Below are 12,610 nucleotides of genomic sequence, written 5' to 3' on the forward strand. Positions count from 1 at the left end.
AGCAAATCTGAAAACTGAAAATTAATATACATTATAAACAAATTGTATTAAACTTTATTACCATCATATTTTTTTGCATAACCGCTATTTTAGTTTCCTCTGCTCTAAAACCAAAATAGAGTAAATCAAAAGTAACAAACGAACCTAATACGGATCCTATAACGTTTCCTAGCCAGAACCTATCGTAACTCCTCCTATACATTAATTCAGGCGTCTATAAGAAACTTAATATATATAAATGCAACGTAAAAACTTGTTAAGATTGCTGTCATTCACACTTTTTGTTCTGATAACGTTATACAAGCAAGATGCGACAAGCGACAAATGTAGGAAATAATATTCGAACATTTTCTTTTCAATACTAAAGGTGTCAGTTACTTCACCTTTTACATCACCGTTTGGCAAATAGAGCATGAATTCCGCTTTATATGTAATTGCATCAAACCGTTTGCCATTCTTTTTGTAACCAGGTTGTAGAACAAACGTTGGTTGCAATTCGATTGCCTGTACTTCACCTGCACTTTGCTTTTCTTTTAACAAATCATAATATTTAGACTCGGCTTCTGAATCAAAGATACAACAATCTAGCTCAACCTTTTTATTGTTATATTTACTCATTGTTTTTCTCTTTTGTTTTACTTATTAGCTGATTAATTTCATAGAGACCATTTATCAAACATTCCATGTTACATCCCCCCTTGAATATTTTTCAAAAATCAATACATACTATTTTCAAGCCGCTTAATCCACGGCTGGTACTTCTTTTTTTGTTACAGTAGGAGGCAGTAGGTTCTTCACTTATCTGCTTTCTCTGTATATTTTTTTAAATATCGAAGATAATACCAACAAGCTGTTTGAACTAGCAGCTTCACTCTTCTCGTAATGGGAATGCAATTTATCACAATTAGCTAACTCATTCGACTCACTGGCAGACAACCCAAATTGTTGTCTGCTTTTTGTATGGAATTTTTCATTTTACATATACTAGTTTTGAGCCTGTTACCAATGCAAGCCATTTTGGTGTTTTGAATTCCGACTAAGCTTTTTGTTGCATAGATTATTACATCTTTGACAACACTGATTTAAAGCGCGTTTTCTGGTTATTCGTAGTTCTAATCCAGAATAATTTTTCTCCTATTAAAGGACGGCAGGTACGACTGCTAGTCCTTTTTTCTTATACCGCATATTCCCCCATCTGGTAGCTTCGGACCACATTACCCTCATCATCGTAATGAGCAATTTCCCAAAAATGATGACAGTTGTGCTTTTCAATTTCTCCATCGAACAAAACGAACAAATGAGTTTTCCAGTTCCAAACGATTGTACCCCACATGCCAGCTACATTTGCTCGCCCGTGTAAGCAAAATGGAGGTTATAATAATTTTACATTTTCTTGAAACCCTTCACTGTACATGCGCTTGATGTCAAAAACATCTTCATTCTCGCACTTTACAAACTTCATAAATTTCGCCATCAACATTGTTATACATTTTTGTTCTGAACTGCTGCCAATACAGATAACTTGCTTTACTTTCCATTTCAGCAACAATAATTTTCTCGTTCGGCCAATGTTCGAAAATGGTTTTTAATTTAAAATTTGTAAATAAGAAAGCTCAATCTTCGCACGCCCTTATTTTTTCGATCTACCAATTTGAGTTAAATCATTCATAAACTTCTCTTGTTCCATTTCGATAATTACAGAATGTGTAATGAAAATACGGTCTCGCTTCAATATCTTTTCTTTCAACCAAATTATTCTGCCGAAATAGTAAACATAATAAGCTTCGTTCTCTTTTACTACAGCATAACATTCCAGTACCGTTTGAATATGTTACGAATTTCTTTCACCAAATCGTCCAATTCTTTGTTAGTAAAAGATGTTTTCGTATTGTTATACCAATTGATTTTTCATAATCCGTATCTTCATCAGGGTCGCTAGTACAAATTGGTTTCCCTCGATTTTTTTCGGTTAAATATTCTTCATACATAAGTTGCACTTGTTCTTGAATTGCGACATGGCAGTAATACCTTTGCTCTATTAGTTTTGGACTATAAAATTTATTTTAAATACGGTGAATGAAATTTTAGTTTTTTTCTCGGCATCACCCTTGTTGTATACAAGCAAAAAAAGAGCCGCAACGATCTGCGACTCTTCTCAAAAATAACTATTTAACGGCCACGTCTTTGCTGACCTTGTTTTGTACTACTTTTCTTATTACTTGGCTTATTAAATGATCGGTTGTTATCATTTCTCGAACTATTTCTTGAGCCACCTTTTGAACCACTTCTTGAACCTTCGCGGCTATCTCTTTGACGATATTGATCTGATTTCTTTGGAGCCGGCTTTGGTACCGGTTTTCCATTTTCATCTACACGTCTTATCTTCGGTTGTTCGATTATTTCTCTTTGCAATGGTGCACCTAGCATTTTTTCAATTTCTTCTAAATGTTTTTCATCTTTCGCTGCAACGAACGTAATTGCAAGGCCTGATCCACCTGCACGTCCTGTTCGGCCAATGCGGTGAATATAACTTTCTACATCTTCAGGAATATCAAAGTTAAATACATGCGTTACACCATCTACATCAAGTCCACGAGCTGCTACATCAGTCGCAATTAAGTACTGAATTTTAGCTTCGCGGAAACTCTTCATGACTCTTTCACGTTTCGCTTGAGGTATATCACCATGAAGTTCAGCACAATTATAACCTAGTCCTTTTAAATTATCATAAAGCTTACTTGCTCTAACCTTTGTACGACAGAAAATAACAGCTAAAAATGGCTGATCACGATCCATTACAAAACGAAGGGCATCTGGCTTTGCACGATCTGTCGTCTCAATGACACGCTGCTCAATTGTATTTACCGTTACTTCTTCACTTTGTACTTGAACCATTTGCGGTTCATCCATATAACGCTTCGCCAATTTTTTAATATCTTTTGGCATCGTTGCTGAGAATAACATCGTTTGTTTACTACCAGGTGTCTCATCTAAAATATCTTCAATATCATATAAGAAACCGAAATAAAGCATTTGATCCGCTTCATCTAGTACAATTGTTGAAAGATTACTTAAATCAATTGTCTCACGTCGTATATGATCTAATAATCGTCCTGGTGTCGCAACAACAATATGTGTATTGCCTTTTAATTTTCTCAATTGTTGTGCTACATCTTGCCCGCCATAAATCGCTAGTACATTAATATCTTCTCTTTGAACAAGCATTTTTTTAATTTCATTTGTAATTTGCAATGCTAGTTCCCTTGTTGGTGCAACAATTAAAGCCTGAACATCACTAGACTCTGGATCAATTTTTTCTAAAATCGGTAACACGAATGCTAACGTTTTACCCGTACCTGTTTTCGCCTGCCCAATAATATCTTTACCTGACATAATAACAGGAATTGCCTGCTCTTGAATTGGTGTTGCTTCTGTAATTCCATTTTCACGTAATGTATGATTAAAAGTTTCACTAATTCCTAATTCTAAAAAGTTTTTCAAATAGACCACTTCTTTTCCTTATTTTTCACATTAGCTTTCATTGTACCATTTGTTTCGCCAAATATGAAAAATAAAAAAATTCTTATCTTCTTTTTTTATATTCATCGTGTACTAGTTGGATAAATTCTTTTTGTTTTTTCTCTGATTTTATTAATGCTTCCCTGTTAGTAGAAGACAAAATGAACTTTTAAATTTTTCTATTACTCCAAATTAAACTTGTATACTTTGTATCTTCGTGTAGCCTTCGAAACCACTCGAATTCACTTAACTTTGCAATATGATGTTTTAGTTTCATGTCATTTCGAGGGTAAAATGTAATTATAGCCAATATTACATCAAGCAATAAACTCATCTTCTCCCCTCCTATACATATATATTTCAATGTTAAGGAAACATAGTTACAAGGTGATAAAATTGACCAATACATTCATAAAGTTTTTTTGCGTGTTTTTCTTACTATATTTTCAATCCAACACAATTATAATGGCGAAATCTCAAACAGATGTAATAAGTGAATTCAAACATGCTTTACTCCAAAATGATAAAAAATTAATGAGGTCATATGTAACAGATGGAGTTGAACTACCTACTTTCCAAACAAATAAACAAAATCATGTAATTAAAATAATACCGTCTCCAAAAGAATCTACTACAATTCTTATTTCTTATTTCAAAGACACTGATGATGAATTTACTATCGGTTACATTTTAGAAATAGTAACAAAAAATAATAAAATATCTCAAATTAATCAAATTTATGATGGAACGAATCCATTTATGAAAGAAGCTACTATTGTAAAAGAATTTGAAATGAAGTGTAAGGAACATATACTTACTCCTACAAAATTCCCGTTCGAAATTCACGAATTTCAAGGGTACATCTATAACGATTACTTAAACCTCCAATACTACAATGAAGATATTAATGGGATTTTTAAAATCACTGTTTCACCAGTTCAAAACAAATTAGGCTTCTATGTACTTAGGGGAGCTAAGTTCTACAGCTTAAAAAATAATATAAAAGCATTATATAATCCTCATTTTGATTCAGCATATGAGCTTATCTTTCAGCAGAATGGTTTTCAATATACAATTGCAATTGGTAACAAACGCTATATAAAAGGAACATATAACGTAAAAGATTTAATTCAAATTGCAGAATCTATGAATTAAAAAAACCGATCTTTTCGATATGGGAAAGATCGGTTTTTTAATGTTTTATATATTGAGTTTTCCTCCATGATAACAATAATACGTTGCTGCTTTAAGGTTTTTAATTCTCTTTAAAGACTCTTCCGCTTTTTCTAAATCTAAGCAAAAATTCGGATTAGCTATTACTAATTCACAATTATCTTGAACTGCCGCATCCCCTGTGATTACACATTCTAAGTCCGGAAAATATAATGAAATATGCCCCGAAGTATGTCCTGGTGTCGCTACAATTTGACATGTGTCATTCAAAATCATTTGACCATCACTTACTTTTTCATCGACGGAAATATGTCTTATATTTTTTAATTGTTGTATAAACCACTCACCAAATTCTTTCTCTTCAATTGGCATACGTTGTAACATTTCTTCAGCTTGAACTAGTCTCTCCGATTTTATTTCACCATTAATGTAGTGGGATTCTATTTCACTAGCAATAATATTAATGTGAGGATATTTCACCTTGAAATCATATAAAGATCCTATATGATCGTCATCATAATGAGTAATAATTATATTTTTTAAGTTTTTCATCTCATACCCATGTTTTACAATTGTATCTTCAATTAAAGGCAAAAAGTTTATATAGCCTGTATCTACTAAAGTTAATTCATTGTTTACTTTAATTAAGCTCGGATAAATACATTGTTTTGCCCCATTAAATTCAAATTCAATTGGTAGTTCTATTATCTTCATTTTTCTCCCCCATACCTGTTATTAAATGTTTAATAATAACTAAATCATCCAATGTCCATTTTGTTCAATTTCACGTTTAATGTATAATTTCCATATAACAAAGAAAAAGCATCCGTTATGGATACTTCCTTATCTAACCTGCTCAACTACATAAATCAACTTGGGCCTATCCGAAACCTGATATGTATAGTCTTCATTTTTATGCATATATGTTTCTATCCTATTTATCACTTTAAACATTCTGTCTGAATTCGCACTGAAACGAGATACTGAATCACATAAAACTATTGACCCTTTCTTGTAAAAATTTATAATTTCATAAATATCCCGTTCTAAAAAAACTTCTCCTACTTGCAAATCCTCTTTCGCTTCATAGTTATAGATTCCCATTCTTATTTCCCCCAAAAATTGTATTTTTTCTTACAACATCCCCTTGTTACATAAATAATACCACGATAAAATTCTAAAACTCAAACTCATCGGATTTATCCAAGAAAATAAAAAAGCCATCACCGAAGCGACCACTTTCAAAAAGATGGGAGAAAAGTGAGAAAAAATGGTTCAAAAACAAAGTAACACCTGAACTGCTAGATGAAGTGGCCAACCGTGCAATTAATACCAGAATCACATTAGAAGTTTATGAATCACCAGCGAGTAAAGGGGCTATTCAAGAATAATAAAAGTTCTCATTAATAGATGTACCCTTTGATTATTTAGAAGTAATTCAACATTGTCCGAATACAGAGATTAATGCAAAAAATGAACTTTAATACGTATTACCACCAAACGTTATCTGCGTAGTGCCTTTACTTGGAACGAACACATACACTGTAAGTCGTTACATAACCAACATTCTATTAATTTAAACAGGTAATTCCTTATTTTTATGGAAATATACAATAAGCAAAACAATAAAATTGATTATTTCCTCACTTTTTTGTCTATCCTTTTAAAAAATCTATGTTTTTGTAAAAGGAGTGTTTATATGGAGAAACAGACACTTTGGAAAAAATTCAAAAAAAGCTCAGCAAACCTCGGGAAATCCAGCGTATATGAAAGTATTATTTTATACTACACAATGAGAAAAAAAGAGCTACCTACTAAAGCGAAATTCATAATATTAGCCGCTTTATCCTATTACGTATTAGCAATCGACTTCATTCCAGATATAGCTGCTATTATTGGGATTGGCTTATTAGATGATGTTTTAGCAATCGCTATTGCGCATAAATTTGTAATGCGCCATGCAGACGCTGAAATTCGCGAGAAGAGTAGAATGAAAATGGAGTCATTATTTACCTCAGCTCAGGCGTAACTTAAAATAGTTAGTCATTTACCCTACCTTTTATAGTTTCAACTACAACCAATCTTTAACTAAGGTAGCATTAATTGCGCTTTTACAGGGTAAATCCTATCAGACTCAACAGAAATTCTCTTAACTCTTTAACCTTAGACAATTAGGGTGCCAGCACTTATTCTTAAGTTCCGACACCCTATTATTCGTTCTTATTCAGTTGATTTCAATAAAGGAATATAGACAATATTAGTGCATGTAGTTTATGCAGTTACATGCGTCCCCCTATACAAAACTGCTAATGCAACTACTATAAGAATCATCCCCATAAAAGCAGGTGCAGTATGACCAAGTGATACATAGATTTGCCCTCCAATAATTGGACCAATCATTCTTGCCAAAGCTTGAATAGATTGGCTACCGCCTTGAATCCTTCCTTGTTCACTAGAATCGACAGACTTTGAAAGCATCCCATTGAATGAAGGCCCGAAAATTGAGTCACCAAAACCAAACAGTAACATCCCAACGATTAGAAGAGGATATAAGGAAAATAAAGCAGATGCTGCAATAAAACTGTAGCCAATAATCTCCGAAGCCATTCCAAGCATAGCTATTTGTTTATCACTAAGCTTGATCAAAAGCTTTGGCATTATAAAAGCTTGTGAAATGATATCTTGAAAGCCCATAATTGAAAACATAAGTCCGATTAGTGCAGGTTTCCAGCTAAAAGTATCCATCGTAAATTGTGTAAAAATTGCTTGTAAAGATCCGTTAGGTATCCAAAGTAAAAACGCTGAGACAAGTAACCATTTTAAGTTTTTCATGGAAAGTATGTTTGCCAGCTGTGCAAAAGGATTTAACCTTACAAAAGTAATTTCTTTTAACCTATTATTTTTGTCAAGACTCTCAGGCATATATTTCATCCCATATAAAACATTTAATAAAGTTATAAGTGCTCCGAAATATAAAGGTACAGAATGACCAAACTTTGCAAGTAATCCCCCAAGAGTTGGTCCGATAATTGTTCCTGCACCTACCACTGCACTCACCCACCCAAAATACTTCGTTCTCTGTTCTGAGGGAATGATATCTGCAAAATATGCAAAAATTGTACTGATGCTCCCGCCTGTTGTTCCTTCTACTATACGTCCAACAAATAGTACCCATAAAGCCCCTCCTATACCAAAAACTAAGTACCCGATTGCAGAACCGAAAAGGCATATTAAAAGTAATGGACGACGGCCATATTTATCGCTCAAAGCTCCGAGTACAGGAGCAGCGAAAAACACGCAGACCGCATAAACAGAGGTCAGTAGCGTAACAACTAGAGCCTGTTCTTCTGGACTACTTATATAAGGCTCCACTAAGAATGGCACTACAGGCATAATGATACTGAAACCTATACCACAAAGAAATACAGAAATAAGACCGAATATTAAAGCATGTTTATCTATGTTTTTTTCAGTTTCATTTTTTGAGTTAAATATAGACATTTAACTTCTCCTCTCAAATTTTTGTTGCTTTGTCAACAAAAATAATAACTCTGTTTTGTTGATTAGTCAACAAAAATAAAATAATAAAAAGGTAGCCTTACCGTGAATAGGCTACCTTTTTATTATTTAAATATATCTCGCATTAACAGGCAAATTTACGACTTAATATGTATACCTTGTTTCTTTATTTCTGCATCCAAATGCCTACTATACTTTTCCACGAAGTTAATAATACTGTCGAATTCTGCCTCGGTTACTTGCTCAAATACAGCTTTATCCCGTTGTTGAAACTCATTGTGCAATTCTTCGTGAATTTTATATATTTCTTTCCCTTGTTCAGTAAGCTTAAAATAGATTTCTTTTTTATTCTCTGATTTCTGATAACTTTCGATAAGGCCTTTGTTTATGAGCTTCTTAGTCATTCTACTTATTGCACCGCGAGTCACATAAAAAGCTTCTGCAAGTTGTGTAACGTTAGAATCTGTATTATTTTCAATATATTCAATGCAATGTACTTCAGAAGACTTAAAACCTTTAAGACCTTCTTCCATCTTATCCTTATTAAGCCAAACCATCTTATTATATAATTCCCTGAAACCGTTCATGACCTGTTCTTCCTTGTTCATGTTCTATCCTCCTAACAGCTCATTCATACGCTAAAACCATTATATTAAATTTCTGTTTCCGTTTCGACAATATTAATATAATTTTTTGAGTTATCTATGAAAGTAGACGATAAAATATAATAATTCACTATACGGAAAATAAAACATGTGTATTATAACATGCCCTACACGGTAGACAAAAAGTAAGAGCTAAGATTAGTTGTCTTAGCTCTTCTTCCATAAAATTTATCCCGCTTTAATGGGCAGTAAGACCCCCATCTCAAAATTCAGCGAAAGCAAAGAAGTTAGGTGGGGGGCGGGCTGCCCATAAAAGTCCGATTGGTGAGGGCTAATAATCAGTGGGGGATGAAGAAAAACCCACTGATTAAAGTTTCACTTTATGTTTTTTAAATACTATTTCACTTCATTGGCTACAAAAAATTGCTCACAAACACTTGAAATGCGCTGCAAGTCTACGTTCCCACCAGATATAACCGCTACTACTTTTTTCCCTTTAATATATGTATCCACTTTCCCTGCAAGTAGGGCAGCAGTAGCTAATGCGCCAGCACCTTCTACAACAGCTTTTCCACGCTGTAATAAGTCTTTCATCGCTACTTCTAATTCACCTTCTGATACTGTAACAATATCATCTACTAATTCCCTTACAACTTCAAAAGTTAAGTTACCAGGTATTTTAACTGCGCAACCATCTGCTATTGTAGGTGCCTCATAATGCTCTACAATCGTACCTTTGTCATAAGAAGCCTTCATCCCATGAACATTATCTGCTTGGACACCAATAATATTAATGGATGGATTAAAAGATTTTAATGCAACAGCAATACCAGAAATAATTCCACCTCCGCCAATTGGTACAATGACAGTATCAACATCCCACATGTCATCAAGAATATCTAATCCTATTGTACCTTGACCAGCCATTACTTCTACATCGTCATATGGATGTAAGTATGTTTCACCTGTCTCCTTAATAATCTCCTCACATTTTGCCTTTGCATCATCAAAAGTTTCACCATATAAAATCACTTCTGATCCATATCCTCTAGTTGCTTCAACTTTTGCCTGAGGTGCAGAAATTGGCATAACAATTTTACTCTTAATACCAAGTAAATGAGCTGATAAAGCAATTCCTTGTGCATGATTACCAGCAGAACAAGCAATTACTCCTCTCTCTTTTTCCTGATCTGTTAACTGTGACATTTTATTAAATGCACCACGGAATTTAAAAGAACCCGTTAATTGCATATTTTCTAATTTCAAGTGAATTTCTCCGCCTGTTTTACTAGTCAAATAAAATGATTTTACTAATGGCGTTTTACGAGCATTTCTGTCTAAAATGTTTTGAGCTTTTTTAATATCGTCTATATGTAACGGTAGTTTTTTAGTTATCATACTAACACCTCTTCCAATGATCTATTCCTAAGTTTTCGTATGTAGCAACTCCTTTATACGAAACCATCTATATTAAGAAAAAGTCTTTATATATGTACCTCACTCTGTAATACACACAGTTGTAAACAATTCAACATCCTTTTCATATCACGTTCTTTGTAATGATTCAGGCATGCAATTTGGATCCAGTTATTGTTTTGTAAATAAGCTGATTCATAATGGACGATATATCCTTGTAACGCTAACGCATCACCTACCGATTTAGAAGAAAGACCTTTATTTAATTGAATGGTAAGTATAATTGGCGCAGCATGTTCTTTCGGTGAAACTAGATTTAAGCCTATGGTAGTAATAGCTTGTTCAATATATGCATACGTCTCTTTTATTTTTTCAAATGCTTTTTCATCTTCAAATCTCCTTAAAGCTTCTTGCAATGCATAAACTAAATTCCATGAATGTGAATATGGAATACTTTCATTTTCTTCGTACATGCCAATGTCCATATAGGCCGGTAATGTCTCGTTTACTTTCACATTATGATTATGAAAAACGAGAGATAATCCAGTAAACGATTTAATTGCCTTTCCGCTCACGCCGCTCGCAAAATATACATCCTTTAAATCTATCGGTATCGCTCCAATTGAGCTAATGCAATCTACACATAGTTTCACTTTATACTTTTCACATAAAACATTTAGTTCTTCTAAATCATTTAACATTCCGGTTGATGTTTCATGGTGAACAAACCAAATCCATTCATAATTTCCCGTTTCCATTATTTTTTCTAATTCTGTATAAATAAATGGTTGTCCCATTTCTTTTTTATACGTATCAAAATGTAATTGCGCACGAATTGAGTGTCCAACTAATCTATTGCCAAATTCCCCATTCGTTAATACTAGTCCTTTTCCTTCTAAAGAGCGTAATTGTAAAGCAATAGCATCATTTGCTAACGTCCCTGTTCCTAACATGATTTGTACGCGTTTCGCTTTTGTCATTTGCAGTAAACGTTTTTTCACATTTTCAATCGTCACTTGAAATGACTTAGAACGATGCGAAATAGGCTTTGCAGAAAATGCTTTTTGAACATTGTCTTCAATATCTACTGGACCAGGTAAAAACGTATATTCTTTCGTCATAATACCCCCAACACTCGATGCTTCAAACATAGCAGGAGTAACATACATTGGCTGAAAGGCTGCTTCTTCTGTACCAACTAACGTATGGAAAGATTTGAATCCCATTTGTTCGTATAAAGGTAGTTCACGTGTTGTAGCAGAAATGAGTGCTAATTCATATCCATTTAGAAGCAAATAACGATGTAAAAAGCGAATTAAACCTAATAATGCTCTTCCATTTCGGTATTCACGTTCTACTGAAAGCAAACGAATTTCATATACATTTTCTCCATGTTCTTGCAAATAAAAATCTAGATTAGAAATTTTATTATCTAATGAGAATGGTCGTTTTCCTCGCAATGCAACCATACCTACTAACTTATCGTCATCTAAACAAATTAAATATGTATTTTCATCATGAAAACGATCAATACGAACACGCTCTTTCGCTTCTTCGTGTTGCGGGATTTCTTCTACAAATGTTTTATAATTCAATTTATGTATACATTCAAATTCCCAAGCTTGATCAGCAACTTTATATATTAACCCCATGTTGTATCTCCTTTATGCATTTAATAAAAATTATAAGTGGAGATTTACTCCACTTATTAAAAGTACGTTTCATTCTCGATTTACATATAAAATAAGTACAATGATAAGAGCACTTAAAATCGTCGTAACAATTGAGTAAGAATATAAAATCATGCAAACTGGTAAACAAGCGATTGTAATTAACCCTGGCTTAGTAAATCCTTTAAAGATTAAATAAAATATAATGAAAACAGCAACAAGGGTAAGCGCTATCAAATAATTAAATGCGATTAATCCTCCGATAAATGTTGATATACCTTTTCCGCCCTTACCTTTAAATACAATTGGATAAATATGTCCAAGTAAAACAGCTAATAAAGCTAACATTACAAATGTAGAATCTCCAAAAAGGTATTTTGCAATAGAAACTACAATCGCCCCTTTTATTGCATCACCTAAAAATGTAGCGATGAAATACCCTTTTCCATATACACGCCCCATATTTCTTGCGCCGGGGTTCCCGCTTCCTTCATCTCGAATATCAACGTTATATCTCCATTTCGTTACTATATAAGCGGTCAATATGTTTCCAAATAAATAAGAAGCGACCAAATACAAAAACTGCATACTATTAATCATATAATCATTCACTTTCTACATGGAAGTACTTATACAATATTCATGAACTATGTATATTGTACTTTTTTATCCACTTCCCTTTATACATTTTAACATCATATATTTACA

The 12,610-nt window shown here is 33.4% G+C and carries 11 protein-coding genes and 1 pseudogene; 2 read left to right on the plus strand and 10 right to left on the minus strand.

Features of this window, described 5'->3' with window-relative positions:
• Positions 1-225: 225 nt before the first annotated feature.
• The 3 genes and pseudogenes from ACXVYO_RS14100 to ACXVYO_RS14110 form a co-directional block, all read right to left on the minus strand.
• Positions 226-618 carry a DUF1064 domain-containing protein gene (locus tag ACXVYO_RS14100; protein WP_458467511.1) on the minus strand — a complete coding sequence of 131 codons (393 nt, stop codon included), beginning with the start codon at positions 616-618 and terminating at the stop codon, positions 226-228.
• A gap of 1,551 nt (positions 619-2,169) precedes the next feature.
• Entirely contained in the window at positions 2,170-3,510 is a 1,341-nt protein-coding gene (locus ACXVYO_RS14105; protein ID WP_458467512.1) for a DEAD/DEAH box helicase, read from the minus strand.
• A gap of 73 nt (positions 3,511-3,583) precedes the next feature.
• Positions 3,584-3,853: pseudogene (locus tag ACXVYO_RS14110) on the minus strand (hypothetical protein).
• A gap of 29 nt (positions 3,854-3,882) precedes the next feature.
• Here ACXVYO_RS14110 and ACXVYO_RS14115 point away from each other — a divergent pair.
• Positions 3,883-4,674, plus strand: coding sequence for a hypothetical protein (locus tag ACXVYO_RS14115; RefSeq protein ID WP_458467513.1), 792 nt, complete (start codon positions 3,883-3,885; stop codon positions 4,672-4,674).
• 45 nt (positions 4,675-4,719) lie between these two features.
• On the opposite strand, the gene ACXVYO_RS14120 is transcribed toward ACXVYO_RS14115, so the two are convergent.
• Both ACXVYO_RS14120 and ACXVYO_RS14125 read right to left on the minus strand, forming a co-directional pair.
• Positions 4,720-5,406 carry an MBL fold metallo-hydrolase gene (locus ACXVYO_RS14120; RefSeq protein ID WP_458467514.1) on the minus strand — a complete coding sequence of 229 codons (687 nt, stop codon included), beginning with the start codon at positions 5,404-5,406 and terminating at the stop codon, positions 4,720-4,722.
• A gap of 129 nt (positions 5,407-5,535) precedes the next feature.
• Positions 5,536-5,796: a hypothetical protein gene (locus tag ACXVYO_RS14125; protein WP_142286503.1), complete on the minus strand. Its 261-nt coding sequence runs from the start codon at positions 5,794-5,796 to the stop codon at positions 5,536-5,538.
• Positions 5,797-6,391: 595 nt separating this feature from the next.
• On the opposite strand from ACXVYO_RS14125, the gene ACXVYO_RS14130 reads away from it, so the two are divergent.
• A complete protein-coding gene (locus ACXVYO_RS14130; RefSeq protein ID WP_427265776.1) occupies positions 6,392-6,721 on the plus strand; it encodes a YkvA family protein in 330 nt (109 codons plus the stop codon).
• 242 nt (positions 6,722-6,963) lie between these two features.
• Here the strand turns inward: ACXVYO_RS14130 and ACXVYO_RS14135 are convergent, their stop codons facing one another.
• From ACXVYO_RS14135 to plsY, 5 genes are all read right to left on the minus strand, one after another.
• The gene (locus tag ACXVYO_RS14135) at positions 6,964-8,193 is read right to left on the minus strand and encodes an MFS transporter (RefSeq protein WP_458467515.1); all 1,230 of its coding nucleotides are present in this window, start codon (positions 8,191-8,193) and stop codon (positions 6,964-6,966) included.
• A 155-nt stretch (positions 8,194-8,348) separates the two neighbouring features.
• The gene (locus ACXVYO_RS14140) at positions 8,349-8,819 is read right to left on the minus strand and encodes a MarR family transcriptional regulator (protein ID WP_458467516.1); all 471 of its coding nucleotides are present in this window, start codon (positions 8,817-8,819) and stop codon (positions 8,349-8,351) included.
• Positions 8,820-9,212: 393 nt separating this feature from the next.
• Positions 9,213-10,214, minus strand: coding sequence for a bifunctional threonine ammonia-lyase/L-serine ammonia-lyase TdcB (tdcB, locus tag ACXVYO_RS14145; protein WP_458467517.1), 1,002 nt, complete (start codon positions 10,212-10,214; stop codon positions 9,213-9,215).
• Positions 10,215-10,300: 86 nt separating this feature from the next.
• Entirely contained in the window at positions 10,301-11,884 is a 1,584-nt protein-coding gene (locus tag ACXVYO_RS14150; RefSeq protein ID WP_458467518.1) for an aminotransferase class V-fold PLP-dependent enzyme, read from the minus strand.
• A gap of 69 nt (positions 11,885-11,953) precedes the next feature.
• On the minus strand, positions 11,954-12,502 hold the full coding sequence (gene plsY, locus ACXVYO_RS14155; RefSeq protein WP_458467519.1) for a glycerol-3-phosphate 1-O-acyltransferase PlsY: 549 nt from the start codon (positions 12,500-12,502) through the stop codon (positions 11,954-11,956).
• Positions 12,503-12,610 lie beyond the last annotated feature (108 nt).

The organism is Bacillus sp. BC08 (assembly GCF_054326875.1).

Excerpts from the sequence above, each read along its gene's own strand:
- ACXVYO_RS14100 (WP_458467511.1), bottom strand. The coding sequence starts at position 618 with ATGAGTAAATATAACAATAAAAAGGTTGAGCTAGATTGTTGTATCTTT.
- ACXVYO_RS14115 (WP_458467513.1), top strand. The coding sequence starts at position 3,883 with ATGTTAAGGAAACATAGTTACAAGGTGATAAAATTGACCAATACATTC.
- ACXVYO_RS14120 (WP_458467514.1), bottom strand. The coding sequence starts at position 5,406 with ATGAAGATAATAGAACTACCAATTGAATTTGAATTTAATGGGGCAAAA.
- ACXVYO_RS14125 (WP_142286503.1), bottom strand. The coding sequence starts at position 5,796 with ATGGGAATCTATAACTATGAAGCGAAAGAGGATTTGCAAGTAGGAGAA.
- ACXVYO_RS14130 (WP_427265776.1), top strand. The coding sequence starts at position 6,392 with ATGGAGAAACAGACACTTTGGAAAAAATTCAAAAAAAGCTCAGCAAAC.
- ACXVYO_RS14135 (WP_458467515.1), bottom strand. The coding sequence starts at position 8,193 with ATGTCTATATTTAACTCAAAAAATGAAACTGAAAAAAACATAGATAAA.
- ACXVYO_RS14140 (WP_458467516.1), bottom strand. The coding sequence starts at position 8,819 with ATGAACAAGGAAGAACAGGTCATGAACGGTTTCAGGGAATTATATAAT.
- tdcB (WP_458467517.1), bottom strand. The coding sequence starts at position 10,214 with ATGATAACTAAAAAACTACCGTTACATATAGACGATATTAAAAAAGCT.
- ACXVYO_RS14150 (WP_458467518.1), bottom strand. The coding sequence starts at position 11,884 with ATGGGGTTAATATATAAAGTTGCTGATCAAGCTTGGGAATTTGAATGT.
- plsY (WP_458467519.1), bottom strand. The coding sequence starts at position 12,502 with ATGATTAATAGTATGCAGTTTTTGTATTTGGTCGCTTCTTATTTATTT.